Annotated in this window: 23 protein-coding genes; 11 read left to right on the top strand and 12 right to left on the bottom strand. The window is 72.0% G+C overall.

The window, feature by feature from the left end; all coding sequences use genetic code 11:
- Positions 1–46 precede the first annotated feature (46 nt).
- Entirely contained in the window at positions 47–1,225 is a 1,179-nt protein-coding gene (locus ACZ7G3_RS19530) for a MalY/PatB family protein (protein ID WP_470927052.1), read from the bottom strand.
- Between the two features lie 230 nt (positions 1,226–1,455).
- Between ACZ7G3_RS19530 and ACZ7G3_RS19535 the strand changes: the two genes are divergently transcribed.
- Complete coding sequence (locus ACZ7G3_RS19535) at positions 1,456–2,823, top strand: S1 family peptidase (protein WP_470927054.1); 1,368 nt, start codon at positions 1,456–1,458, stop codon at positions 2,821–2,823.
- 696 nt (positions 2,824–3,519) lie between these two features.
- On the opposite strand, the gene ACZ7G3_RS19540 is transcribed toward ACZ7G3_RS19535, so the two are convergent.
- A complete protein-coding gene (locus tag ACZ7G3_RS19540; RefSeq protein WP_426597733.1) occupies positions 3,520–3,705 on the bottom strand; it encodes a hypothetical protein in 186 nt (61 codons plus the stop codon).
- A gap of 150 nt (positions 3,706–3,855) precedes the next feature.
- Positions 3,856–5,019, bottom strand: a complete 1,164-nt coding sequence (locus ACZ7G3_RS19545; protein ID WP_470927056.1) for an ROK family transcriptional regulator — start codon at positions 5,017–5,019, stop codon at positions 3,856–3,858.
- A gap of 154 nt (positions 5,020–5,173) precedes the next feature.
- Between ACZ7G3_RS19545 and ACZ7G3_RS19550 the strand changes: the two genes are divergently transcribed.
- The 4 genes from ACZ7G3_RS19550 to ACZ7G3_RS19565 are packed head-to-tail and all read left to right on the top strand — an operon-like array spanning position 5,174 to position 9,620.
- Complete coding sequence (locus ACZ7G3_RS19550; protein ID WP_470927058.1) at positions 5,174–6,070, top strand: carbohydrate ABC transporter permease; 897 nt, start codon at positions 5,174–5,176, stop codon at positions 6,068–6,070.
- A gap of 16 nt (positions 6,071–6,086) precedes the next feature.
- Positions 6,087–7,052 carry a carbohydrate ABC transporter permease gene (locus tag ACZ7G3_RS19555; protein WP_470927060.1) on the top strand — a complete coding sequence of 322 codons (966 nt, stop codon included), beginning with the start codon at positions 6,087–6,089 and terminating at the stop codon, positions 7,050–7,052.
- A gap of 10 nt (positions 7,053–7,062) precedes the next feature.
- A complete protein-coding gene (locus tag ACZ7G3_RS19560; RefSeq protein ID WP_470927062.1) occupies positions 7,063–8,403 on the top strand; it encodes an ABC transporter substrate-binding protein in 1,341 nt (446 codons plus the stop codon).
- Positions 8,404–8,417: 14 nt separating this feature from the next.
- Positions 8,418–9,620, top strand: a complete 1,203-nt coding sequence (locus ACZ7G3_RS19565; protein ID WP_470927064.1) for a Gfo/Idh/MocA family protein — start codon at positions 8,418–8,420, stop codon at positions 9,618–9,620.
- Positions 9,621–9,651: 31 nt separating this feature from the next.
- Here the strand turns inward: ACZ7G3_RS19565 and ACZ7G3_RS19570 are convergent, their stop codons facing one another.
- Both ACZ7G3_RS19570 and ACZ7G3_RS19575 read right to left on the bottom strand, forming a co-directional pair.
- Positions 9,652–10,347 carry a L,D-transpeptidase family protein gene (locus ACZ7G3_RS19570; RefSeq protein ID WP_470927066.1) on the bottom strand — a complete coding sequence of 232 codons (696 nt, stop codon included), beginning with the start codon at positions 10,345–10,347 and terminating at the stop codon, positions 9,652–9,654.
- Between the two features lie 168 nt (positions 10,348–10,515).
- Positions 10,516–11,316 carry an SDR family NAD(P)-dependent oxidoreductase gene (locus ACZ7G3_RS19575; protein ID WP_470927067.1) on the bottom strand — a complete coding sequence of 267 codons (801 nt, stop codon included), beginning with the start codon at positions 11,314–11,316 and terminating at the stop codon, positions 10,516–10,518.
- A 49-nt stretch (positions 11,317–11,365) separates the two neighbouring features.
- Between ACZ7G3_RS19575 and ACZ7G3_RS19580 the strand changes: the two genes are divergently transcribed.
- The gene (locus ACZ7G3_RS19580; protein ID WP_470927069.1) at positions 11,366–11,899 is read left to right on the top strand and encodes a hypothetical protein; all 534 of its coding nucleotides are present in this window, start codon (positions 11,366–11,368) and stop codon (positions 11,897–11,899) included.
- On the opposite strand, the gene ACZ7G3_RS19585 is transcribed toward ACZ7G3_RS19580, so the two are convergent.
- The 3 genes from ACZ7G3_RS19585 to ACZ7G3_RS19595 all read right to left on the bottom strand — a co-directional run bounded on the left by ACZ7G3_RS19585 (position 11,890) and on the right by ACZ7G3_RS19595 (position 14,634).
- A complete protein-coding gene (locus ACZ7G3_RS19585) occupies positions 11,890–12,828 on the bottom strand; it encodes an SDR family oxidoreductase (protein ID WP_470927070.1) in 939 nt (312 codons plus the stop codon). The two genes, ACZ7G3_RS19580 and ACZ7G3_RS19585, sit on opposite strands and share 10 nt — an antisense overlap.
- Before the next feature lie 88 nt (positions 12,829–12,916).
- On the bottom strand, positions 12,917–13,546 hold the full coding sequence (locus ACZ7G3_RS19590) for an MBL fold metallo-hydrolase (RefSeq protein ID WP_470927072.1): 630 nt from the start codon (positions 13,544–13,546) through the stop codon (positions 12,917–12,919).
- Positions 13,546–14,634: an S-(hydroxymethyl)mycothiol dehydrogenase gene (locus ACZ7G3_RS19595; protein WP_426597743.1), complete on the bottom strand. Its 1,089-nt coding sequence runs from the start codon at positions 14,632–14,634 to the stop codon at positions 13,546–13,548. The genes ACZ7G3_RS19590 and ACZ7G3_RS19595 overlap by 1 nt, the downstream gene beginning before the upstream one ends.
- 177 nt (positions 14,635–14,811) lie before the next feature.
- On the opposite strand from ACZ7G3_RS19595, the gene ACZ7G3_RS19600 reads away from it, so the two are divergent.
- Positions 14,812–16,566: an ABC transporter ATP-binding protein gene (locus ACZ7G3_RS19600; RefSeq protein WP_470927074.1), complete on the top strand. Its 1,755-nt coding sequence runs from the start codon at positions 14,812–14,814 to the stop codon at positions 16,564–16,566.
- A gap of 331 nt (positions 16,567–16,897) precedes the next feature.
- Positions 16,898–17,263 (top strand): nuclear transport factor 2 family protein, encoded by a 366-nt coding sequence (locus ACZ7G3_RS19605; protein ID WP_426597745.1) that lies wholly within the window; start codon positions 16,898–16,900, stop codon positions 17,261–17,263.
- A 111-nt stretch (positions 17,264–17,374) separates the two neighbouring features.
- Here the strand turns inward: ACZ7G3_RS19605 and ACZ7G3_RS19610 are convergent, their stop codons facing one another.
- The 4 genes from ACZ7G3_RS19610 to ACZ7G3_RS19625 all read right to left on the bottom strand — a co-directional run bounded on the left by ACZ7G3_RS19610 (position 17,375) and on the right by ACZ7G3_RS19625 (position 20,279).
- A complete protein-coding gene (locus ACZ7G3_RS19610; protein WP_426597746.1) occupies positions 17,375–17,875 on the bottom strand; it encodes a metallophosphoesterase family protein in 501 nt (166 codons plus the stop codon).
- 107 nt (positions 17,876–17,982) lie between these two features.
- Entirely contained in the window at positions 17,983–18,162 is a 180-nt protein-coding gene (locus ACZ7G3_RS19615; RefSeq protein ID WP_470927076.1) for a hypothetical protein, read from the bottom strand.
- Between the two features lie 84 nt (positions 18,163–18,246).
- Positions 18,247–18,666: a CBS domain-containing protein gene (locus tag ACZ7G3_RS19620; RefSeq protein WP_470927077.1), complete on the bottom strand. Its 420-nt coding sequence runs from the start codon at positions 18,664–18,666 to the stop codon at positions 18,247–18,249.
- 320 nt (positions 18,667–18,986) lie between these two features.
- Complete coding sequence (locus tag ACZ7G3_RS19625) at positions 18,987–20,279, bottom strand: S1 family peptidase (protein WP_470927079.1); 1,293 nt, start codon at positions 20,277–20,279, stop codon at positions 18,987–18,989.
- 567 nt (positions 20,280–20,846) lie between these two features.
- On the opposite strand from ACZ7G3_RS19625, the gene ACZ7G3_RS19630 reads away from it, so the two are divergent.
- The 3 genes from ACZ7G3_RS19630 (at position 20,847) to ACZ7G3_RS19640 (ending at position 24,315) form a co-directional block, all read left to right on the top strand.
- Entirely contained in the window at positions 20,847–21,062 is a 216-nt protein-coding gene (locus ACZ7G3_RS19630) for a type A2 lantipeptide (RefSeq protein WP_426597750.1), read from the top strand.
- 224 nt (positions 21,063–21,286) lie between these two features.
- Entirely contained in the window at positions 21,287–22,093 is an 807-nt protein-coding gene (locus ACZ7G3_RS19635; RefSeq protein ID WP_470927081.1) for a hypothetical protein, read from the top strand.
- Complete coding sequence (locus ACZ7G3_RS19640; protein WP_426597752.1) at positions 22,090–24,315, top strand: NHLP family bacteriocin export ABC transporter peptidase/permease/ATPase subunit; 2,226 nt, start codon at positions 22,090–22,092, stop codon at positions 24,313–24,315. The genes ACZ7G3_RS19635 and ACZ7G3_RS19640 overlap by 4 nt, the downstream gene beginning before the upstream one ends.

A 24,315-nucleotide genomic window follows, 5' to 3' on the forward strand; every position in this document is an offset into this window, starting at 1 on the left:
GGAAGTCTAGGCGCGCGCACTGTCGGGCGGGGCCGCACGCCCCCCTTCAGGCCACAGCCGCCGCCATCCTCCGCACCGCCTCCGTGATCACCTCGGGCGAGGTCGCCAGGTTGAACCGTACGTGTCCCGCTCCGCCGGTACCGAAGGGGACGCCGGAGCTGAGGGCCACCCGGCCGCGGTGGAGGAAGACGTCCGCCGGGTCGTCGCCGAGGTCCAGCGCACGGCAGTCGAGCCAGGCCAGGTAGGTCGCCTCGCCCGGACGGTGGACGACACCGGGGAGATGCTCGGCCAGCAGGCCGGTGAGCAGCCGCCGGTTCTCGTCGACCCCGGCCAGGACGGCGTCCAGCCACGCGGCGCCGTCGCGCAGGGCGGCGGTGTGGGCGAGTACGCCGACGTGGCTCGGTCCGTGGCCGACCTCCTCGGGCATCCGCGCCAGGTCGGCGGCGGCGCCGGAGCCGGCGAGGGCGAGCGCCGCCTTGAGCCCGGCCAGGTTCCAGCCCTTGGACGCCGACATCAGCGCGAGGCCGCGCTCGGCGCCGGGCACGCTCAGGTACGGCACGAACCGGGCCCCCGTGCCGACCACCGGCGCGTGGATCTCGTCGGCGACGACCCGGACGCCGTACCGCTCGGCGAGGGCGGCCACGGCGGACAGCTCGTCGGCGGTGTGCACGGTGCCGGTCGGGTTGTGCGGGCTGCACAGCAGGTAGGCGGCCCGCCCGCCGTCGGCGACGGCCCGCCGGAACGCGTCCTCCAGCGCACCGGGGTCGATCCGCAGGTCCGCGCCGAGCGGAGCCTCGACGACGCGCCGGTCCAGGTGGGTCACGAACTGGTAGAACGGCGGGTACACCGGCGGGTTCACGACCACCGGGTCACCGGGCCCGGTGACCAGTTTGAGCATCTCGACGACGCCCAGCATCACGTCGGGCACGATCGCGGTGCGTTCCACGGCGAGGTCGTCCCACCCCCACCGCTTGCCGGCGAAGGCGGCCAGGGCCTCGGCGTAGGCGCTGCCGACCGGGTAACCGGTGTCGCCGAGTTCCATGGCGTCGGTGACGGCGCGCACCACGGGTTCGGCGAGCGGCACGTCCATCTCGGCCACCCACAGCGGCAGTACGTCCGCGGGGTGGGTGCGCCACTTCATGCTCGTCCGGCGGCGCAGCTGGTCCAGGGTGAGTGCCTGCAAGGGGTTCGGGTCACTGGGCTGGTCCTGCCGAATGCTGGTCATGGCCAACAAGATAGGGGGCCGTGGTGCGACCGGGAAACGGGACGACGGGCACGGACGGCGCCGACGGGGTCGGCCCGAACGGACGCGATGACGCCCCGTCCGCCGCGTCCGCGACCGGTCCGCCGGCCCGGTGAACGCGGGCGGGTCCTTCCCCGTACGGGAGGGGGGCGCTCGACGTCCGGAGGCCCCCGCGGTGGCGACACCGCGTGTCCGGGTTCGGGAGCACGCACATGAGGCACGCACGACGGCACATCGTCCGGCGAACGGCACGGCTGGCGGCCGTATGCGGACTCCTGATCGGGGGGACGATGGTCACCCGGGCCGTGGCGGACGAGCCCCCCGCCGCGTCGGCCGCGCCGCACACAGCGGCGCGGACCGCGGCCGCAGCCGGCGCCGGACTCGTGTCACGGCTGGGCACCTCTCGTACGGCGGGCCACTGGGTCGGCTCCGACGGGCGGCCGGTCGTCGCGGTCACCGACGAGCGCACGGCCGAGGAGGTGCGGCGGGCCGGTGCCGAGGCGAAGGTCGTGCGGCACAGCATGTCCGAGCTGAAGTCCGGCGCCTCGGCGCTGCGTTCGGCGCCCCGGGTGCCCGGGACGGCGTGGGCGCTCGACTACCGGTCGAACGAGGTGGTGGTACGGGGTGACAGCACGGTCTCCCGATCCGACTGGTCCCGGCTGACGGGTGTCGCGGAGGGCATCGGCGAGTTCGTCCGCATGGAGCGCACCGACGGCACGTTCACGACTCGGCTGAACGGGGCGGAGCCGATCCTGTCCACGGCGGGGCGCTGTTCGGCGGGCTTCAACGTGACCGACGGAACGAGGGACTTCATCCTGACCGCCGGCCACTGCGGGCCGACGGGGTCCGTCTGGTCCGGCGGCGGGGACGGCCGGCAGGTCGGCAGGACGGTCGCCGGGAGTTTCCCCGGGGACGACTTCTCCCTGGTGGAGTACGCGGACGGGAAGGCCGGCGACGGCGCCGACGTGGTGGCGGTCGGTGGTGACCAGGGGGTGCGGATCACGGGTACGGGTGAACCGGCCGTAGGGCAGCGGGTGTTCCGCAGCGGCAGCACCAGCGGGCTGCGCGACGGGCGGGTGACGGCGCTCGACGCGACGGTGAACTATCCGGAGGGCACGGTCACCGGCCTCATCGAGACCGACGTGTGCGCCGAACCGGGGGACAGCGGGGGCCCGATGTTCTCCGAGGGCCTCGCCCTCGGCGTGACGTCGGGCGGCAGCGGCGACTGCGACAAGGGGGGCACGACGTTCTTCCAGCCGTTGCCGGAGGCCATGCGGTCGCTCGGCGTACGGCTGATCGTCTCCGCGGAGGAGGGGGCGGGGCCCGGAGCCGCGTCCTCGCCGCCGGCCGCCGACGGCGGCGGTGACACCGCGCCGGGGACCGCGGCACCGGGGGCGGTGGCGCCCGTGACGGGCGTCAACGGCTCGACGCCGCTCTCCCGGCTCACCGACCGCCGGAACGTCGGTCCCGGCATGCTCGTCGTCGCGGGCAGCCTGGTCGCGCTGGTGGCCACCCGGTGGATCCGCGCGGAGCAGGACCGCAAAGCCTACCGACGGCACTACTCGACGACGTGGGGGTGAGCTGTGGTGCGGGGGAGGCAGGGCGTGGGTGAGGGAGGCGGCGGCGCGTCCGGAGGCGCCGCGCACGGGGGTGGCCGGCTCGGCCCGCCGGACTGCGGCGGGACGTTCGCCGGCGCCGTCCGGGGCCGTCACCGGACGCAGCGGATGTGCGCCGCCCGGCCCTGTGCCCGCCGGGCGACATCGGGCGGCCCGCAGGACGTGGAGCACCGCCCGCGGTCACCACCGCGGAGGACGGCCGCGCGCCGGCCGCCCACGTGGTGGGCGGGGCCGGCGTCCGGTTCGGCCGGTGGGTTGTCCGGTGAGGCGGTCCCCCAGGACGGGTACGCCGCACAGGACGGAGAGCGCGACGCCTGTGACGGTGCTCACGGGCACCACGACGCTCATCGCGCCGCGGCGCGGGCCCCGGGTCGAGGGAGTGCATGGCGACGCCGCTGCCCACGCCGGGCAGGCCGCCCCACCCCAGGTCCGCGGGGCGGACGCCGGGTGCGGTCACGAGGAGGGCGGCCCGCAGGCGAGTGCGAGCCCGCCGACCTGGCCGAGGAAGGTGACGGCGACGACGTGGACGCGCCGGGACCGCAGGCCGCCGGCGAAGTCCACGGTGCCGTAGCAGACGGCCGAGGTCAGTGCGAGAAGGGCACCCGTCCGTTGGGGGTGCCCGGGGCCAAGGCTCCGGAGCGCCGAGGAGTCAGGCGGCGTTCAGGCAGCCTTCGCGGGCTCCGGGGCCGCGGTGGCCCACTCCATGACGAGCCGCTGGTACTCCGCGCGCTGCTCGACGCTCAGTATCCCGCCCGACCGGAGCCACAGGGCCCGGATCTCCTCGTTGACCTCGGCAGCCGATCGCTCGGAGGAGGGTTCAACAGTGGTGGACATGCTGTGAAGCATACGGCGCCCGGCGTGAAGACGATGTGAGTAATGGCGAGCCAACCGGACATAACGGACCGTGTTACTGATCACGTCAATCGTCTCATCTGTCAAGGCCTACCGGCGAGTTCGTTCACACCATCTGTGTTCTGGCGCACATGGCACGCCTCTTCACACCTGCGCCGCTCCCAGTACCAGAACCTGGATCGCCAACACCGCGGCGCCGCGCGCCCAGTCGTGGAAGTCGGACACCCTGGTCTCCAGACCGACCGGCGCGGCCCGCGGATGCCGGTTGTCGCGGATGGTGTTCTCCACCACCTTTCCGGCCACGTCCATCAGGCCCACCCCCTCCCCCGCGAGCAGGATCTTCTGCGGCATCACGAAGTTGGCGATCTGCGCCACCAGGGCGCCCAGGGCCCGTCCGGCCTCCTCGACGACCCGGGCGGACACGGGCTCGCCGGCGGCGGCGGACGCGAGGATCTCCTCGTAGCCCAGGTCCCGGCCGGTGGCGGCCTGGACCTGGTAGCGGATGTTGGGGATGGTCAGCAGCGAGACGGCGCTGCCGCGCCGGCCGTCGGGGGTGAGCGGACCGTACGGGTCGAGGATCCAGTGTCGGCCGAAGCCGCGGTCCTCGTCCCCCGGGTAGGGCACCCGCTTGCCGCCCAGCACGAGCCCGTACCCGAGCCCGGCGCCGATGGTGAGGACGACGAACCGGTCCAGGCCGCGCCCCGCCCCGAACCAGGTCTCGGCCTCCACGAAAGCGGCGGTGTCGTTCTCGACGACGACCGGCAGTCCGGTGCGCTCCTCGACGAGTCCGGCCAGCGGGACTCCCCGCCACCCGAGGAAGGGGGACTCGCCGACCACGGCCCGGCCCTCGACGAGTCCGCCGACGCCGATGCCGATACCGGCGACCCGGGGACGGCCGCGGGACAGCTCCCCGGTCATCTCGGCCAGCAGGTCGGCGACCTCACCGGGCTCGTGCGTGGTGAGCGCACGGTCGTGGCGGGCGACGATCTCGCTCCTGAGGGTGGTGACGACGCCGTACACCGTGTCACCGGTGATCTTGAAGCCCAGGAAGTACCGGGAGTCGGTGACCACGTCGAGCGGCTGCGACGGACGCCCCGGGCGCGCTCCCGCCGGCGCGCCCGCCTCGGGGACCTCGACCAGCAGCCGCGACTCGATGAGCGGCTTGGTCAGCCGGGTGAGGCTGCCCGGTGAGAGGCCCAGCCGCCGGGCGAGCTCGGTACGGGACAGCGGTCCGTGCACGAGCACCTCGATCGCCACGGAGCGTTCTCCGGGACTCAACGGCAGCCAGCTCTCGGCGCTTGTGGGCATGTGATCGAGCCCCACTTTCTTCCGGACCGGAAACAACGGAACCAGTCTAGGCAACTTTTCCTTTGAAAAGGATGTTCGTGTGACCTCTTGACGCATTGATTATTCCAGCCCAAAAGTAAATGGGACGAGCCGCCGCATGCGAGGGAGTCCACCGATGACCATCGCCTCCAGCAGCCCCGGCGGGAAGCGGGGTGACGGACGTCTCGCCGCGGTGTTCATCGCCCCGGCGCTCCTGGGCTTCGTGGTCTTCCTGCTCTGGCCGACGCTGCGCGGGATCTACCTGAGCTTCACCCGCTTCAACCTCCTGACCCCGGCCCGGTGGGTGGGCCTGGACAACTACGTGCGGATGGTCAACGACCCCATCTTCTGGGAGTCGATGCGGGTCACGGTCGTCTACGTGGTCATCAACATCGGAGTGCAGACGGTCTCGGCCCTGGCCATCGCCGTGCTCCTCCAGCGGCTGACCCAGTCGTCACTGCTGCGCGGGATCGTGCTCACGCCGTACCTGATGTCCAACGTCGTGGCCGGCATCGTCTGGCTGTGGATGCTGGACACCCAGCTCGGCATCGGCAACGAGATCGTCGCGGGGCTCGGTCTCGACCGCATCCCCTTCCTGGCCGACGAGACCTGGGCGGTCCCGACCATCGCGCTGATCAACGTGTGGCGCCACGTCGGCTACACCGCGCTGCTGCTGTTCGCGGGGCTCCAGGCCATCCCCGGCGACATGTACGAGGCCGCGAAGGTGGACGGCGCGAGCGAGTGGCGGATGTTCTGGCGGATCACGATGCCGCTGCTGCGGCCGGTCCTCGCGGTCGTCCTCATCATGACGGTGATCGGTTCGTTCCAGGTCTTCGACACGGTCGCCGTGACCACCGGGGGCGGACCGGCCAACGCCACCAACGTGCTCCAGTTCTACATCTACGGCGCCGCCTTCGGCCGCTTCCAGTTCGGGTACGCCTCGGCGATGTCGGTCGCCCTGCTGGTCGTGCTGAGCGCCATCACCTTCGTCCAGTACCGGCTCACCCGGGCCGGCCGGACCGACCTCGGCTGACGGAGAGGAGAACGGGATGACCGACACGACCTCCACGGCCGACACGGCACCCGCGGACGACGCGGCCTCCGTGACCGGCCCGCCGACGGCACGGCGCGGCAGGCGCGGGCGGCTCTCCCCCGGGCGGATCGCGGCCTGGGCGGTGATGGCCGCGATCGTGCTCGTCACCCTGCTGCCCTTCTACTGGATCCTGCGCACCGCGCTGTCCACCAACACCGGGCTGGCCGCCCACCCGGCGGACCCGCTGCCGGCCGACCCGACCACCAGTGGTTTCGAGCGGGCCCTGGGCCTGCAGTCCGCCGAGGAGGCGATCGCGCAGGGCGGCTCGGGCAGCGGACTGAGGTTCTGGCGGTACCTGCTCAATTCGGTGTTCGTCTCCACCCTGATCACGGTCTGCCAGATCCTCTTCTCCGCCATGGCCGCCTACGCCTTCGCCCGGCTGCGCTGGCGGGGCCGGGACACCGTGTTCGCCCTGTTCCTGGCCGGGCTGATGGTGCCGGCCATCTTCACCCTGCTGCCGAACTTCGTCCTCATCAAGGAACTCGGGCTGGTGGACTCCCTGCTGGGCATCGCTCTCCCGACGATGTTCATGACCCCGTTCGCGGTGTTCTTCCTGCGGCAGTTCTTCATGAACCTCCCCAGGGAGGTGGAGGAGGCCGCCCTGCTGGACGGCGCCGGGAAGGTGCGGGTCTTCTCCCGGGTGATGCTGCCGATGGCGGCGACGCCCGTGCTGACACTGGCCGTGCTCACGTACATCACGTCCTGGAACGACTACTTCTGGCCGCTGATGGTCTCCTACAGCGACAGCTCGCGCGTACTCACCGTGGCACTGGCCGTCTTCCGCGCGCAGACCCCGACGACCGGCACCGACTGGTCCGGACTGATGGCGGCCACGCTCATCGCGGCACTCCCGATGCTGCTGCTCTTCGGTGTCTTCGCGCGCCGCATCGTCAGCACCATCAGCTTCACCGGCATCAAGTGAGGGGACGGACATGCGATTTCGTACGGCCGCCGCTCTGACCGGGGCGCTGGCGCTGTCCCTGGTGAGCGGCTGCGCCCGGGGCGGCGGCGCCGGATCGGCCGCGGACACGGTGACGTACTGGCTCTGGGACACCAACCAGCTCCCCGCGTACCAGGCGTGCGCGAAGGACTTCGAGAAGCGGAACCCCGGCCTGGACGTGAAGATCTCCCAGATGGGCTGGGACGACTACTGGACCAAGCTCACCGCGAGCTTCATCGCGGGCACCCAGCCCGACGTGTTCACCGACCACATCCAGAAGTTCGGCCAGTTCGCCGACCTGAAGGTGCTGGAGCCGCTGGACGACCTGGGCATCGAGGACTCCGCCTACCAGCCCGGTCTGGCCGCCAGCTGGCTCGGCGAGGACGGCCACCGCTACGGCGCCCCGAAGGACTGGGACACCGTCGCCCTCTTCTACAACGAGCGGATGGCGCAGGACGCCGGGCTGAGTGCCGAGGAGCTGAACGGCCTCTCCTGGAACCCCGTGGACGGCGGCACCTTCGAGAAGGCGATCGCGCGCCTGACCGTGGACGAGAAGGGCCGGCGCGGTGACCAGCCCGGCTTCGACAAGGACAACGTCGAGGTCTACGGCCTGGCCACCAACGGCGGCGGCGACGGTGACGGCCAGACCACCTGGAGCCACCTCGCCGCGTCCGCCGGCTGGACCTACACGGACAAGGAGCGGTGGGGCACCGAGTACCGGTACGACGACGACACGTTCCAGTCGGTCATCGAGTGGTACTTCGGGCTGGCCGACAAGGGCTACATGGCCCCCTTCACCGACTACTCCGTGTCCAACCAGGCCAACGCCCAGGTGGCCGCGGGCAGGGCGGCCACCGCCTTCGACGGAGCGTGGATGCTCTCGACGTACGCCGGTTTCGAGGGCGTCGACTTCGCCACCGCCGTCACGCCCGCCGGTCCGACCGGCAAGCGGGCCACGATGATGAACGGTCTGGCGGACTCCGTCACCAAGGACGCCCGCAACAAGCCGGGCGCCCTGAAGTGGGTGAAGTACCTGGCCTCCGAGGAGTGCCAGCGGACCGTGGGCGGCTACGGCATCGTCTTCCCGGCCACGCCCGACGGCACCGAGGCGGCCGTCGCGGCCTACGCGAAGAAGGGCATCGACGTGACGGCCTTCACCCGGCCGGTCGACGACGAGGAGGAGTTCCGGACCTTCTCCTACCCCATCACCAACTACGCCGCGGACGTGCAGGCACTCATGCGCCCCGCCATGCAGGACGTCTACGGCGGCGGAAAACCCGTCAGCAGCCTCGACGAGACCAATGACCAGATCAATCTGATCCTCGACCAGTGAAAGGCACATCATCCATGACGTTCTCCCTCGGCATCGTAGGTGCCGGCCAGTTCTCCGGCCAGTTCGCCAGGCTGTTCATGGCCCACCCGGGTGTGAGCGACGTGTACGTCACCGACCTGCTGCCGGAACGGGCCGAACGGCTCACCGCCGCCGAAGGCCTCACCGGCACCTTCCCGACCTACGAGGCGATGCTGGAGTCCCCGGCGGTCGACGCCGTCGCGGTCTTCACGCAGCGCTGGACCCATGGCCCGCTGGTGCTCCAGGGGCTGGGCGCGGGCAAGCACGTGTACTCGGCGGTCCCCATGGCGATCAGCACGCAGGAGATCGCGGAGATCATCGACGCGGTCAAGGCGACCGGACTGACGTACATGATGGGCGAGACCAGCCAGTACCACCCGGCGACCGTGCACGCCCGCAACCGGATCGCCGAGGGCGCCTTCGGACGGCTCTTCTACGCCGAGGGCGACTACGTCCACGACATGGACCTGGGGTTCTACGAGGCCTACCAGTACAGCGGCGGCGAGGGGTGGAAGGCCACCGCCAGCTATCCGCCGCTGCTGTACCCGACGCACTCGGTGGGCGGGGTGCTGGGCGCCTGGCAGACGCACGCGGTCAGCGTCTCGGCGCTCGGGGTGGTGGACGAGCGCGGGGACGGGGTCTTCGACCGGTCGGTCAGCCAGTTCGACAACGACGTCTCCAACGCGACGGCACTGTTCGAGGTGGCCGGCGGCGGGTCGTTCCGTACGAACGAGTTCCGGCGGGTCGGCTATCCCTCGCACATCCGGGAGTCCCGTTTCCGGTTCTTCGGAACCGAGGCGAGCATGGAGCAGCTCGCCACGGTGGCGCTGTGGCAGGACAAGAACGGGGTGGAGGACATCAGCGAACTGCTGGAGCCCAAACCCACCACGTCCCCCGACGACCCGTCCCTCCAGCACGTCGCACCGGAGCTGCGGGCGGCCTTCACCTCGGGTTCGGCGCCGGTGCACGACCGGGCGCGGCTGCCACGGGCGTACGACCGGATGAGCAACGGGCACGAGGGCAGCCACCACTTCCTGGCGGACGACTTCGTGACCGCGGTCAACTCCCGGACGCTGCCGTCCGTGAACGCGTGGATCGCCGCCCGCTACACCCTGCCGGGCATCGTCGCGCACGAGTCCGCGCGGCAGGGCGGTACCAGGCTGGAGATCCCGGACTTCGGGGACGCTCCCCAGCTGTGACGCGAAGGCGTGAGCCGGGTGCCCGGATCCGTCAGGTGCCCGGCTTGCGTCCGTACATGTGGACGTCGTCGCCCTTCCTCAGCAGCGACCAGTACTTCTTGGCGTCGGACTTGGTCATGTTGACGCAGCCGTGCGAGCCCGGCGGGCTCCACATGCTGACGCCGGCCGCGTGGAAGGCCTGGCCGCCGTCGAAGAACTGGCTGTAGGGCATCGGCACGTCGTAGATCGTCGAGTGGTGGTCGATGTTGCGCCAGTAGACCTTCTTCGGGCCGGTGCGGGTCTCGTGGCCGTTGCGGCCGGTGCGGACCGGTACCGGGCCGTACACGAGCTTCCTGCCGTCCTGGATCCAGCTCAGCTGGAGCGTGAGGTCGACGCAGGCGATACGGCCCTTGTTGACCGGGCACTTGCCCGACTTGTTGGGATTCTTTCCGACGGCCTTCTGCTTCGTCATCAGGTCCATCACACCCCAGGTGACGGGGCCCGCGTAGCCGATGTTCGGCGTGATGCCGTGCTTGGTCTGGAAGGCGCGGATCGCCTTGCAGTCGGCGGTGGACTGTTTGCCGTCGGCCGGGCGGCCGAGGAACTTCTCCACCTTCTTCTGGTGCGGCCCCGTCTGCGTCGTACAGCTCGCCGCCTGGGCCGGTGCGGCGCCGAGCGCGAGCGTGAGCGGTGCCACCAGTGCGGTGACCCCGAGTGCGACGGCTCCCCGTCGGTGCATGTCCCCCATGGCTGGTCGGCCTTTCGCGTCGAAGCGGTGGATCGGACGGAGGGGGTAACCCGTGGTGCGCTCCCCCCTTGGGGGACCACCGCCCGGCCGTTTCGGTTGCCCGACCCGCCCGTACCGCGACGAAACGGTGACAAACGCCGCCGGGTGCCCCGGCCCGTCGAGCGGCCGTCAGTCCGTGCCGTCCCCTTCCCGGCACGCCTGCCGGAACCCGGTGTTGACCGCGGTGAGACCGCCGTCGACGACCAGCGTGGTGCCGGTGATCCAGGACGCGTCCCGCGAGGCGAGGAAGGCGACGGCCGCCGCGATGTCCTCGGGTTCGCCGACCCGCCCCAGCGGGTACAGCCGCCGGACCGCCGCCAACTCCGTGTCCCGGCCCTCCCAGGCCGTGGTGCGCACGGTGCCCGGCGTCACGAGGTTGACGCGGACACCGCGCGCGGCGGCGTGTCCGGCGAGGGTGCGGGTGAGGGAGGCGAGGCCCGCCTTGGCGGCGCTGTAGGCGTGGTTGCCGAAGTCCTGGACGCCGTTGACCGAGCCGACGCTCACGATCGCGCCGCGCCCCGAGGCCGCGAGGTGGGGCAGCGCGGCGCGGCAGCAGCGGTAGGCGCCGGTGAGGGTGACGTCGAGGTCGCGGGCCCAGACCTCGTCCGGCTCGTCCTCGAAGAGCGGGGCGTCGGGCGTGCAGGCGTAGGCGTTGTTGACCAGCACATCGAGGGTGCCGAAGGTGTCCGCGGCGTGGGCGACGGCCGCCTCGACGGACGCCCGGTCGGTCACGTCGCAGGCGAACGCCTCGGCGGTGAGCCCCTGTTCCGTCAGCTCACGCGCCGTCCGTCGCGCCGCGGCGAGGTCCACGTCGGTCAGCAGCACCCGCGCCCCCTCGCCCGCGAGCCGGCGTGCGGTGGCCGCGCCGATGCCCCGGGCCGCGCCCGTGACCAGTACGCCGTGGTCGGTGAAACGCCCTGTGTCCGTCATGGCCCGACGGTACTGCCGGAACGATCACTCGGGCAGGTAGCGTGCCTCCATGTCCGCGTTCCTGCAGCAACTCCCCGCGCTCATAGGTGTCGTCATCGGCGCGCTCGGCTCGTATCTCGCCGTGGTCCGCAGCGACCGGGCCCGGTTCCGCAGCGAGACCGCGGCCCGCTGGGAGGAGCGCAGGCTCGCGGTCTACGCCGACTACGCGCGGGCCCTCAAGACCTCCGTCACACTGACGTACCGGATCGCCGCGCACCTCGGCAACGACCCGCACCCGCACCCGCTGCCCCCGCGGGAGGCCGCGCCGGCCCAGGCCGAGGCCACCCTCGCCCGGGACCCCGCCGGGGAGGCGCTGCTCCTGCTGGGCAGCAGGGAGGTGGTGGAGAAGGCCCGGGCCTGGGTCCTGACGGTGATGGAGATGGAGCGCTTCCTGCGCGAGGGGACGCGTGACCCGGACGCCTGGCAGGCCCTGCTGGAGCGGCAGCGCGCCGGACGCGAGGGCTACTACACGGCGGTGCGGGAGGACCTGGCGCTGCCGCCGGGTCACACGGCCCGCTGGCCGCTGCCGCCCGGTCAGCGGTAACCGGTGACGTCGGCCGGCTTGTCCGCGTCCTGTACCTCGACGACGTAGCGCCAGGCATCCGGGCGGCTGCCGTCGAGGTCCGTGAAGCCGTACTCCTGCGCGAGGCCGCCGCTGGAGAGGGACCGGCCGTTGAACCGCGCCACGTCCGGGTCGGACGCGAGGGCGGCGACGGCGCGGCCGACGTAGCGGGGCGTCTCGGAGATGGCGAAGTGCGGGACGCGGTCCAGGGCGTCGCGCCAGTTCTCCTCGCGTACGCCGAAGTGGTCGAGCATGATCTCCGAGCGCAGCCAGCCCGGGGTCAGCGCGACGGCGGTGGCGCCACGCGGTCCGAGTTCGTGGCCGAGGGCGAAGGCCATGCGCAGGACGGACGTCTTGGCGAGGTCGTAGAAGAAGGAGACGCGGTAGTGGTCGCGGTTGTAGTCGTCGGTGCCGTCGGTGACCTCGACGACCAGTCCGCCGGGGTGGCGCAGCAGCAGCGGCAGGGCGTGGTGGCTGGTGACGGCGTGGGTCTCGACCGCGAGCCGCAGGAGCCTGAGGCCGTTGTCCAGGTCGTGCTCCCAGACGGGGCCGTCCCATGCGAAGAGGTTCTCGCCGCCCCAGATGTCGTTGACCAGGACGTCCAGGCGGCCCTGTTCGCGGGCGACGCGGTCGACGAGCGTGGCGACCTGCGCCGGGTCGAGGTGGTCGGCGGGTACGGCGATGCCGTGGCCACCGGCCTCGGTGACCAGGTCGGCGGTGTCCTCGATGGTCTCGGGACGGTCGTACTCCGAGCGCCGGGCGCGGGTGCTGCGGCCGGTGACGTAGACGGTGGCGCCGGCCGCGCCCAGTTCGACGGCGATGCCGCGTCCGGCGCCCCGGGTCGCCCCGGCGACCAGTGCGACCCTGCCCGTCAGCGGCTTCTCCCGTGATGCTTCCTGTGACGCTGCCATGTCCGGCTCCCGTTCCTCTTGCGCACGAGCGATGTCGTGATCGAGAGTGCCCTGGAAGCCGGACATCTTCTGTCACCTTTTACGTGTGTCAGTGACCGCGCTTGATCCACTCGTCCAGGTGCGGGGCCTCGGCGCCGATGGTGGTCGGGTCGCCGTGGCCGGTGTGGACCTTCGTCTCGGGCGGGAGGACGAGCAGCCGGTCGCGGATCGAGTCGATGATGGTCGGGAAGTGGGAGTAGGAGCGGCCGGTGGCGCCGGGCCCTCCCTGGAAGAGGGTGTCGCCACTGAAGAGGGCGCCGAGGCCCGGGTCGTACAGGCAGACCGCGCCGGGCGCGTGCCCGGGGGTGTGCAGGACGGTCAGGTCGGCACCGGCGGCCTCGATGATCTGGCCGTCGGTCAGCCAGGCGTCGGGGTCCCGGTCGGGGTGGGTCTGCCGCCACAGCGGCAGGTCGTCGCGGTGCAGCCAGACGACGGCGCCGGTGCGCTCGGCGAGGGCCGGCGCGGCGTTGACGTGGTCGTTGTGGGCGTGGGTGCACACGACGGCGGTGAGCCGGCGGTCCCCGACGGCCTCGACGATCGCGTCGACGTCGTGGGCGGCGTCGATGACGATCACCTCGTGGTCGTCGCCGACGAGCCAGACGTTGTTGTCGACGTCCCAGGTGCCGCCGTCGAGGCTGAACTGCCCGGAGGTGACGAGGCGTTCGATGCGGGCGGCCATCACAGCACCACCACCGAACGCAGCACGTCACCGGCGTGCATCCGCTCGAAGGCCTTCTCGACCTCGTCGAGCCGGATGGTCTCCGTGACGAACTTGCCCAGGTCCAGGCGGCCCTGGAGGTGGAGGTCGATGAGCATCGGGAAGTCGCGGGAGGGCAGGCAGTCGCCGTACCAGGACGACTTCAGGGAGCCGCCGCGGCCGAAGACGTCGAGGAGCGGCAGTTCCAGCTTCATCTCGGGTGTCGGTACGCCGACGAGGACGACGGTGCCGGCCAGGTCGCGGGCGTAGAAGGCCTGCCGGTAGGTCTCCGGGCGGCCGACGGCCTCGATGACGACGTCGGCGCCGAAGCCGCCGGTCAGTTCACGGATCGCCTCGACGGGGTCGTTCTCGCGGGAGTTGACGGTGTGGGTGGCGCCCATGCCCCGGGCGGTCTCCAGCTTGCGGTCGTCGATGTCGACGGCGATGACCTTCGCCGCCCCGGCGAGGTGGGAACCGGCGATCGCCGCGTCGCCGACGCCACCGCAGCCGATGACGGCGACCGTGTCGCCGCGGCCGACGTTCCCGGTGTTGATCGCGGCGCCGATGCCGGCCATCACCCCGCAGCCCAGCAGGCCGGCCACCTGCGCGGAGACGGCCGGGTCGACCTTGGTGCACTGTCCGGCGGCGACCAGCGTCTTCTCGGCGAAGGCGCCGATGCCGAGGGCCGGGGAGAGCTCCTGGCCGGTCGAGGCGAGGGTCATCTTCTGCTCGGCGTTGTGGGTGTCGAAGCAGTACCAGGGCCGGCCGCGCAGACAGGCCCGGCACTTGCCGCACACCGCACGCCAGTTGAGGATCACGAAGTCACCGGGGGCGACGTCGGTGACACCGGCGCCGACCGACTCGACCACGCCCGCGGCCTCGTGGCCGAGCAGGAAGGGGAAGTCGTCGCTGATGCCGCCCTGCTTGTAGTGCAGGTCGGTGTGGCACACCCCACAGGCCTGGATACTGACCACGGCCTCCCCCGGTCCGGGATCGGGCACGACGATCGTCTCGATCCGCACGGGCTCGTCCTTGCCCGGTGCGATCACGCCGCGTACTTCCTGCGCCATGGTCCTGACTCCTTGTTCGGCCGTTCAGCGTCCCCCCCGACCCTACGCGCAACCGATCGGCAAAGCGCAGGTGACAGGCGGTTCGGGGGTCCGCCGGTGCCCGCTCGCCCATCCGCGGGCTCCTCCGTACGGCCACGGCGTAGCCTGAGTCGTCCGCCCACCTGCCGAAGGAGTGCCGTGAGCACCGCAGAGACGGAGACCGGTCCCCCCGCTTGGCGACTGCTCCTGACATACGTACGGCCGCACCGCCGGGCCCTGCTCGTGGGCGCCCTGCTCTCGCTGGCCACGGGAGCCACCGGGCTGATGCTGCCGCTGGTGGCGCGGGAGCTGATCGACGACCTGTCGCACGACCGCACCATCACGGGCGCCCTGCTGGCCATGTCGGGCCTCGTGGTCGCCAACGCGGCGCTCGGCGGCCTCGGTTCCTACGTGTTGCGGCGCACCGCCGAGTCGGTGGTGCTCGGCGCGCGGCGCTCCCTGTCGTCGTATCTGCTGCGGCTGCGCATCACGGCCGTGGACCGCACCGAGCCCGGTGACCTGATGGCCCGGATCACCTCCGACACGACCCTGCTGCGCGAGGTCACCACCGACTCGCTCGTCGGTCTCGGCACCGGCGGGCTCACGCTGGCGGCGACCCTGGTGATGATGGGTGTGGTCGATCCGGTGCTCCTCGGGGTGACCCTGGCCGTGATCTTCGGGGCGGGTACGGTCCTGGGGCTGATCGTGCCGCGCATCAACCGGGCGAGCCGGCAGGCGCAGGACGCGGTGGGCGTGATGGGTGCCGCGCTGGAGCGGATCCTCGGCGCCTTGCGCACGGTGAAGGCGTCCGGCGCCGAGCCCCGGGAGGAACGGGTGCTGCACGAGGCCGCCGAGGAGTCGTGGCGGCAGAGTGTGCGCGCCGCCAAGTGGTCGGCCGCCGCGGGCAACACGGCCGGGCTGGCGATGCAGATCGCCTTCATCACGGTGCTCGCGGTGGGCGGGGCGCGGGTGGCCACCGAGGCGATCGACATCGGCACGCTGGTCGCGTTCCTGCTGTTCGTCTTCTATCTGATGGCGCCGATACAGCAGGTCGTCGGCGCGGTCACGCAGTATCAGACGGGCAAGGCGGCGCTCGCCCGTATCCAGGACGCCCTGCGCCTGCCCGCCGAGCCGCCCGCCCGGCCGGCCCCCCTGCCGTCCCCGGGCGCGGAACCGGCCGCGGTGGCCTTCCACGACGTCCGCTTCCGTTACGCCGACGACCTGCCGTACATCCACCACGGGGTGACCTTCGACGTGCCGGCCCGCGGCATGACGGCGTTCGTCGGCCCGTCCGGCGCGGGCAAGACCACCGTCTTCTCCCTCATCGAGCGGTTCTACGACCCCGTCTCCGGGGAGATCACGCTGGACGGCCGGAGCCTGGCGGACTGGGAACCGGCCTCGCTGCGGGCGGCGATCGGCTATGTGGAGCAGGACGCTCCTGTACTGTCCGGCTCGCTGCGGGACAACCTGCTGCTGGGCAACCCGGACGCGGACGACGGCTCCCTGGCCACGGTGGTGAAGACGACCCGCCTCGACGGTCTGGTCGCCCGGCTGCCGAACGGCCTGGACACGCTGGTCGGGCATCGCGGCACCAAGCTGTCGGGCGGTGAGCGTCAGCGGGTCGCCATCGCGCGGGCCCTGCTGCGGCGTCCCCGGCTGCTGCTGCTCGACGAGGCGACCTCGCAGCTGGACGCGGTCAACGAGGCGGCCCTGCGCGACACCGTGGCCGATGTGGCCCGCACGACCACGGTGCTGGTCGTCGCGCACCGGCTGTCCACGGTGACGATGGCCGAACGGATCGTGGTGATGGACGCGGGGCGCGTCCGGGCGGTCGGTACGCACCGTGAGCTGGTGACCGCCGATCCGCTGTACGCGGAGCTGGCGGCGACCCAGTTCCTCGCCACCGGCGGCTGAGCCACGCCGGACGCGCGTGGACACGTGTGAGGGCCGCCCGGAGCCGGATGGTCCTCGACGGCGGCTGCGGTCCGGCCGTCGGCCGAGTGCGGGGCCGGCGCCGGACGACGGAGGGGGACCGGGCCGGTGACATGCTGGAGCGGCGACGCTACGTCGTGTCGAGGCGTGCTCCGACCGGCGCCGGACGCGAACACGGGCCGGACCGCACAGCTCACGTGTGAGGTCCGGTGGGCCCGGTCACGATTGCCGTGGGCGCCCGGACGGAGGAAGCTCGAAGGTGAGGGCCACGGCCGTCCGTTCCCCTCGGGTCGCGGCCTTCGAGGAGGACGTCATGGGCACCACGGCAGGCTCCGGCTTCGACATCGAGGCACTGCGCCGGGGCATCGAAGGAGAGACGGCGGCACCGCTCGTGTCGCTGTACGCACAGGACGCGGAGGTGCGCCTCGTCGACCGGTACGACCAGCCCAGCCGCCCCAAGGTCCTGCACGGCCGGCAGGAGATCGCCGAGATGCTCGACGACGTGTACAGCCGTGACATGACGCACCGGCTGGAACGCTGCGTCGTCCAGGGCGACCACGCCGCGTTCACCGAGGAGTGCAGGTATCCGGACGGCGTGCGGGTCCTCGCCGAGTCGATGCTGTCGCTGCGGGACGGCAAGATCGTCGAGCAGACCACCATCCAGGCCTGGGACGAGTAGCCGGGGCGTGCTCTCCGAGGGCCGCGCGGCGAGTACGGTGCGCCGCGCCGGGGGGGTGCGCCGTGCCCCGGGCCCCGGCAACGCGCCGTACGCCGTACCGGGCGGGTCCGCCTACCGCCGCGGGAGCCGGTGCAGCTCGACGTCCCCGAGCCGGCCGTCGGCGACCGTCGCCGTCATGTAGGTGCAGTACGGCTGACGGCGCCGGTCGGTCGGCGACCCGGGGTTGAGCAGGCGCAGACCGGTGTCCGCGGTGGTGTCCCAGGGGATGTGGCTGTGCCCGAAGACCAGGACGTCGAGGTCGGGGAAACGGGCGGCGCAACGTGCCTCGCGGCCCTGGGCGGCGCCCGTCTCGTGGACGACTCCGAAGCGCAGGCCGCCCAGGTCGGCGTAGGCCACCTCCGGCAGCCGGGCGCGCAGACCGGTCCCGTCGTTGTTGCCGTACACCCCGACGAGTCTGCGGCTGCGGCCCTCCAGCAGGTCGAGGGTGGCCGTGTCCACCCAGTCCCCCGCGTGGAGGACGACGTCGGCGTGCGGGATTTCCGCCAGCAGCGGCGCGGGCAGTTCCTTCGCCCGCTTCGGCAGGTGGGTGTCGGACATCAGCAGCAGGCGCACGGATCCACCGTATGGGAAGGGGTCGGGGGGGCTGGTCGGCCCGGACGCGCACCGCGCCGGCGTCGAGGCCGGCGCGTTGGGCATGTCTCCGTTGTCAGGGCTTGTCGTCAGTCCTCGCCCCTGACGATGTTCGTCTCCTGCCCGGCTTGCGGTGCGCGTGCGGCGGTGCCGTCCTCGACGGCCGGTATCGACGTGCGCACGGCGCCCCTGGCCCGCAGGCGGCGTGCTTTCGACCAACCCGTCTCCAGTCGACGGGCGACGGGTTTTTCGCTGGTGTCGGTGGTCACGGGCATCATCTTCCTTCTGCGTCCGGTGCCGTCGGCCTCCGGGTCCCCGGGCGTGACTCCGTGAAACGCCGGTGCGCGTGGACGCTACGGGTTGGGCCGGGCCACACTGATGTCGCCGAGCGCCGACTCCGGGTCGCGCTCCATGGCCAGGTCGCCGAGGGAGACGATGCCGACGGGGCGGCCGTCGTCGACGACGGGGATCCGGCGTACGGCGTGGCTGCGCATCAGCTCGACGGCGTGGTTCAGCTCCTCGTCGGACCGTACGGTCACCACGTCGTCGCTGCACGCGTCGGCCACGGTGGTCTGTTCCGGGTCACCGCCCTCCGCGACCGACCGGATCACCAGGTCACGGTCGGTCACCAGTCCGCGCAGTTCGCCGCCGTCCGTGACCAGGACGGCGCCGAGGTCCTGATCGCGCATGATGCGGGCCACCGCGGTGACGGAGGCCTGCGGCTCCACGGTCACCGGGTCGCCGGTCATGATGTCGCGGACGTACTGGGTCATGGCGTGGTCCCTCGTTTCTTCGCTCGCTCGTGGTGGGGCCGACCGGGTACCCGGCGCGGCGCCGCCGGCACCTCGTCGGCGGCGCGGATTCGCGCGGCGCCGCACCGGGAAACCGGTGTCGGTCGGCGGATCCAGCCCCGCGGTGCGGCGACGGGAGGCGACGCGGACCCGGGACCACGCGTGCGGGCGCGGATCCGGAGGTGCGGGAGGTACGGCGGTCCGGTCCTCCCGCCGGAGGGCCGGACCGCTCACCGCCGACCGGTCCGTCGAGGGCCGGTCGGTGGTTCGTGTGCCTGTGCCCGAGGTGTGCGGCGGTCGGATCAGCCCGTCGGACCGGATCCGTCCGCGCCGCCGAAGCCCGTACCGTCGCCAGCGTCCCCGGCACCGCCGTCTCCGGCACCGCCGTATCCACCGTCGGACTCGTCACCACCGCCGACGGCCTCGCGGCCCCCGGTCTCCGCCCCGCCCGCCCGGTCACCGGCGCCGGCCGCCTCGCCGCCCAGGGTGGCGCCGACGGCCTCCAGGGCGGTGGTGACCGGCTGGAAGAAGGTCTCGCCGCCGACCGCGCAGTCGCCGCTGCCGCCGGAGGTCAGGCCTGTCGCGAGGCCGTCCTGGGTGAAGAGGGAACCGCCGCTGTCGCCGGGTTCGGCGCAGACGTCGGTCTGGATGAGGCCGGTGACCGTCCCCTCGGGGTAGTTGACGGTGGCGTCCAGGCCGAGGACCTGCCCGTCGGCCAGTCCGGTCGTACTGCCCATGCGGAAGACCCGCTGACCGACCGCCGCATCCGCTGCCCCGCTGATCCGGACGGTCTGGTCCCCGAGATCGACCTCGCTCGGCGCCTCGGTGGCGGGGTCGTCGTACGTGACGAGCGCGAAGTCTCCCTCGCCGGGGAAGACCGCCTGGTCCACTGTGGCGATCGGCTGTCCGCCCTGCGCGTCGGACCACCGGTCCTCCGCGACGCCGCAGTGTCCGGCCGTCAGGAAGGCGGGTGAGCCGTCGCCCGTGGTGACGTTGAAGCCGAGGGAGCAGCGCGCGCCGCCGCCGAAGACGGCGTCACCGCCCGACGCGAAGGTCTTGAAGGTGCCCTCGGACTTCTTGATGGCCGCCATGCCGGGGCCGAGGCTCTCGACGGTGGACTCCAGCCGCTCCCAGTCGGCGCCGGTGACGGTGGTGTCCGCGGTCACCAGGAGCTTGTTGGTGCGCGGGTCGATCGCCCACGAGGTGCCCGGGATGGTCGCCTCGGATTCCAGCGTCCGCGCGCCGGCCCTCAGCTCGCCCATGCTGTTGTCGACCTCGCGGACCTCCGCGCCCGCCTTCTTCGCCTCCACGACGACCTGGTTGTCGTCGCCGGGTACGACGTTGACGACGAGCCGCCGCTCACCGGCGTCGTAGTACGACCCGGCGAAGGCGTCGCCGAGCAGGCCGGCGAGCCGCTCGGCGAGATCCGACGCGTCCGCCGCCTTCAGGGTCCTCGGTGCCGCCGCGACGTCGTCCGAGGTGTCGCCGTCCTGCGAGGCGTTGGCGTTCGGCAGCAGGACGGCGGCCGCGCCGAGCGCCATCACACCGCCTGCCGCCATCGCGGCCCTGCGCTTCGGAATTCGCTTGTGACTCAACCTTCTCGACCTCCTGGGACGGGGTCCCTGCCACCGGTCCGGCGGCTGTTGGGGGGCGCCTGGACGGCTGTTGGTACGCAGAGGCCGGACGGGCCGTTCAATCGAGCCGGATCGACACCCTCCGCATTCGGCCGGGAACGTTCTGTTGCGACCGTGGGGCGGAATCCCTGCTTCAGTGAATCTGCACATCGAATGCCCAACCCGGTCACCCTCGTTGGAGGATCTGCACAAACCCGAAGTGCCCCGCACTCCTTTGGGGCGGGTGTGCCGGATTCGCCTCCGTACGGGCAAGGGGTCGCACGGGACGATGTCGCGCACCATGTGAAGAAGTCGCCGCGAAGGAGTGCGCAGACCTGCACCGTTGGGCACTTGGAAGACGGAAGTTCCCTGGTGGGAGGGGTGATTGATTGGAAGCGCGGACCGGCCGCGTGCTTTGATCCATCGCACCGCGGGGGCCGCGGAGGGCTCCGGAAACGGGCGCCCGGCGCCCGCGGTCGCGGCCGTCATCTGTCCCCAGAGGGGGCCGCTCCCCCCTTGTGAAATGGCTATACGAAGGGAAGTTCCATCATGAACTCCACCCCCCAGGTTGAGACCGTCGAGATCTCCGACGCCGACCTCGACAACGTCTCCGGCGGCCTGTCCGTGAACGCCCTCGGCACCGTCACCGGCCTGGTGGACGGCATCGCCCCGGTCTCGGGCCTGCTCAACACGGCCGTCGGCACCGTCGAGGGTGTCACCGGCCTGAACACCGCCCCGGTCGCGGGCCTGGTCGCCGGTCTCTGATCGCGCCCTTGCGCCGCCGAGTCCCGGAGCCGCCCAGGCTCCGGGACTCGGCGGCCGTTCTTGCGCGACTCCCCTTGCGTGACGCCTCCTGCGTGACGCCTCCTCCGCGCCTCCTCCTCTTCCGCGGCTTCCTTTCCGCAGCTCCTCGTCCATGACTTTTCTTCCGTGACCTCCTCCACGGTGTCTTCCGTGGCTTCGCCGGAAAACCCTGGGATACGTCCGACGTGCAGTTCCGCCAACAAGCCCTCGCAAAACTCCAGTCACCGGAGGAGCTCGACCTTCCGGTGCGCTTCGCCCGCCCGCAGGGCTGGCTGGTGCTGTCCGTGACGGTGGTCGCGATGGCCGCCGCGTCCGTGTGGGCGATCAGCGGCGCGGTGACCTCCACGGTCACCGCGCCCGCCATCCTCACGCACGGGCAGGGCAGTTACCTCCTGCAGAGCCCGGTCTCCGGCCAGGTCACCGCCGTGCTCGCACGCCAGGGCGAGCGGCTCGCCGCCGGTTCCCCCGTACTGAAGGTCCGCACCGCCGAGGGCGACACCACGGTCCGCACGGTCGACGCGGGCCGGGTCAGCGCGCTCGCCGCCACCGTCGGCCAGATCATCCGGACCGGCGCGAACGTCGCCTCCGTCGAGAAGGTCGCCCACACCGACGACCCGCTCTACGCCACCGTCTACGTCCCGGCCGAGAACGCCGCCGCCATTCCCGCGCACGCCTCCGTCGACCTGACCGTCCAGTCGGTGCCGACGCAGCAGTACGGCGTACTGCACGGGAAGGTGAAGTCGGTCGACCGCTCGGTGCAGTCGGCGCAGACGATCTCCGCGTTCCTCGGCGACAGCCAGCTCGGCGAGCAGTTCACCAAGGAGGGCAGGCCGGTGGCCGTGACGGTCCGGCTGGACACCTCGAAGTCCACGAAGAGCGGCTACGAGTGGTCGTCCGCGGACGGACCGCCGTTCGGCCTGACCTCCATGACCATGGCCACCGGCTCCATCCGGCTGGCCGACGAGCGTCCCGTCGATTGGCTGCTGCCGTGAGCACCGCACAGGAGACCCGGGGCAGACGCCGCGCCGCCCCGCCGAAGCGCAGGGTGCCGAAGAACCGGGCCAAGACCGTGCGCACACCCACCGTCCTCCAGATGGAGGCCGTGGAGTGCGGCGCCGCCTCGCTCGCGATGGTGCTCGGCCACTACGGACGGCACGTCCCACTGGAGGAGCTGCGGATCGCCTGCGGCGTCTCCCGTGACGGCTCGCGCGCCAGCAACCTCCTCAAGGCGGCGCGCAGTTACGGCTTCACCGCCAAGGGCATGCAGATGGACCTGGCCGCCCTCGCCGAGGTGACGGCGCCGGCCATCCTGTTCTGGGAGTTCAACCACTACGTCGTCTACGACGGCATGGGGCGCCGCTTCGGCCGCCGCGGGGTGTTCATCAACGACCCGGGCAAGGGCCGCCGCTTCGTGTCGCTGGAGGACTTCGACGGTTCCTTCACCGGGGTCGTGCTGACCATGGAGCCCGGCGAGGACTTCGCCCGGGGCGGCCGCAAGCCCGGCGTCCTCGGCGCGATGCCGGCCCGGCTGCGCGGCACCGCCGGCACGCTGCCCGCCGCCGTGCTGGCGAGCCTGCTGCTGGTGGCGGTGGGCGCGGCCGTGCCCGCGCTGAGCCGCACCTACATCGACATGTTCCTCATCGGGGGGCGGACCTCGCTGCTCGGCGTGCTGTTCGCGTCGATGGCGGCGTGCGTGCTGCTCACGGTGGTGCTGACCTGGCTCCAGCAGGCGAACCTGCTGCACGGCCGCATCATCTCCTCCACCCTCTCCAGTGCCCGCTTCCTGCGCCACCTGCTGCGGCTGCCGGTGACGTTCTTCTCCCAGCGCAGCCCGGCCGACCTGGTGCAACGGCTGCAGTCCAACGACGCCGTCGCCGAGACACTCGCCCGCGACCTCGCCGCGGCGGGCGTCGACGCCATCGTGGTCGTCCTGTACGCCGTACTGCTGTACACGTACGATCCCCAGCTCACCTTCGTGGGCATCGGCGTGGCACTGCTCAACATCCTCGCGATGCGGATCGTCATCCGGCTGCGCGCCACCCGCACGGCGAAGCTGCGGGCGGACACCGCGCGGCTGACCAACACCGCGTACACCGGCCTCCAGCTGATCGAGACGATGAAGGCGACCGGCGGTGAGGACGGCTACTTCCGCACCTGGGCGGGGCAGCACGCCACCACCCTGGAGGAGCAGCAGCGGCTCGGGGTGCCGAGCGCCTGGCTGGGCGTGGTCGCGCCGACGCTGGCGACGCTCAACAGCGGGCTGATCCTGTGGATCGGCGGCATGCGGGCGGTCGAGGGGCACATCTCGGTCGGTCTGCTGGTCGCCTTCCAGGCGCTGGTGGTCCGTTTCACGGCCCCGCTGACCCGGCTGAACGGTGTCGCGGGCCGCATCCAGGACTTCGCGGCCGACGTGGCCCGGCTCAAGGACGTGGAGAACTTCCGGGCGGATCCGCTCTACGACCGGCCGGGCGGCGCCGGCGACTCCACCCGCCGGCTGCGCGGCCACGTGGAGCTGCAGAACATCTCCTTCGGCTACAACCCCCTCGACAAGCCCCTGCTCACCGGTTTCGACCTGACCGTCGGGCCGGGGCAGCAGGTGGCCCTGGTCGGCGGCTCCGGCAGCGGCAAGTCCACCGTGTCGCGGCTGATCTCGGGGCTGTACGCCCCGTGGGACGGTGTGATCCGCATCGACGGGCAGCGGCTCGAGGACATCCCTCGCGGGGCGCTGGCGTCCTCCGTCTCCTTCGTGGACCAGGACGTGTTCCTCTTCGAGGGCTCGGTCCGCGACAACGTGGCGCTGTGGGACCCGTCGGTCCCGGACGACGCCGTGGTGGAGGCGCTCGAGGACGCCGCCCTGTACGACGTCGTGATGCGCCGGCCGGGCGGCATCCACAGCGCGGTCGAACAGGACGGCCGGAACTTCTCCGGCGGTCAGCGCCAGCGCCTGGAGATCGCCCGGGCCCTGGTGCGCAGGCCCAGCATCCTCGTCCTGGACGAGGTGACCAGCGCCCTGGACGCGGAGACCGAACTGGTGGTCATGGACAACCTGCGCCGGCGCGGCTGTGCCTGCGTGGTGATCGCGCACCGGCTCAGCACCGTCCGGGACAGCGACGAGATCGTCGTGCTCCAGCACGGCACGGTCGTGGAGCGCGGACGGCACGAGGAACTGGTCGCGCACGGCGGCGCGTACGCGGCGCTGGTCAGGGAGCGGTGA

This window comes from Streptomyces sp. NPDC037271 (genome assembly GCF_055603605.1).

What these genes read in the sequence shown, in the direction of transcription:
- ACZ7G3_RS19530 (WP_470927052.1), bottom strand. Translation starts at nt 1,225, where the DNA reads ATGACCAGCATTCGGCAGGACCAGCCCAGTGACCCGAACCCCTTGCAG.
- ACZ7G3_RS19535 (WP_470927054.1), top strand. Translation starts at nt 1,456, where the DNA reads ATGAGGCACGCACGACGGCACATCGTCCGGCGAACGGCACGGCTGGCG.
- ACZ7G3_RS19540 (WP_426597733.1), bottom strand. Translation starts at nt 3,705, where the DNA reads ATGCTTCACAGCATGTCCACCACTGTTGAACCCTCCTCCGAGCGATCG.
- ACZ7G3_RS19545 (WP_470927056.1), bottom strand. Translation starts at nt 5,019, where the DNA reads ATGCCCACAAGCGCCGAGAGCTGGCTGCCGTTGAGTCCCGGAGAACGC.
- ACZ7G3_RS19550 (WP_470927058.1), top strand. Translation starts at nt 5,174, where the DNA reads ATGACCATCGCCTCCAGCAGCCCCGGCGGGAAGCGGGGTGACGGACGT.
- ACZ7G3_RS19555 (WP_470927060.1), top strand. Translation starts at nt 6,087, where the DNA reads ATGACCGACACGACCTCCACGGCCGACACGGCACCCGCGGACGACGCG.
- ACZ7G3_RS19560 (WP_470927062.1), top strand. Translation starts at nt 7,063, where the DNA reads ATGCGATTTCGTACGGCCGCCGCTCTGACCGGGGCGCTGGCGCTGTCC.
- ACZ7G3_RS19565 (WP_470927064.1), top strand. Translation starts at nt 8,418, where the DNA reads ATGACGTTCTCCCTCGGCATCGTAGGTGCCGGCCAGTTCTCCGGCCAG.
- ACZ7G3_RS19570 (WP_470927066.1), bottom strand. Translation starts at nt 10,347, where the DNA reads ATGGGGGACATGCACCGACGGGGAGCCGTCGCACTCGGGGTCACCGCA.
- ACZ7G3_RS19575 (WP_470927067.1), bottom strand. Translation starts at nt 11,316, where the DNA reads ATGACGGACACAGGGCGTTTCACCGACCACGGCGTACTGGTCACGGGC.
- ACZ7G3_RS19580 (WP_470927069.1), top strand. Translation starts at nt 11,366, where the DNA reads ATGTCCGCGTTCCTGCAGCAACTCCCCGCGCTCATAGGTGTCGTCATC.
- ACZ7G3_RS19585 (WP_470927070.1), bottom strand. Translation starts at nt 12,828, where the DNA reads ATGGCAGCGTCACAGGAAGCATCACGGGAGAAGCCGCTGACGGGCAGG.
- ACZ7G3_RS19590 (WP_470927072.1), bottom strand. Translation starts at nt 13,546, where the DNA reads ATGGCCGCCCGCATCGAACGCCTCGTCACCTCCGGGCAGTTCAGCCTC.
- ACZ7G3_RS19595 (WP_426597743.1), bottom strand. Translation starts at nt 14,634, where the DNA reads ATGGCGCAGGAAGTACGCGGCGTGATCGCACCGGGCAAGGACGAGCCC.
- ACZ7G3_RS19605 (WP_426597745.1), top strand. Translation starts at nt 16,898, where the DNA reads ATGGGCACCACGGCAGGCTCCGGCTTCGACATCGAGGCACTGCGCCGG.
- ACZ7G3_RS19620 (WP_470927077.1), bottom strand. Translation starts at nt 18,666, where the DNA reads ATGACCCAGTACGTCCGCGACATCATGACCGGCGACCCGGTGACCGTG.
- ACZ7G3_RS19630 (WP_426597750.1), top strand. Translation starts at nt 20,847, where the DNA reads ATGAACTCCACCCCCCAGGTTGAGACCGTCGAGATCTCCGACGCCGAC.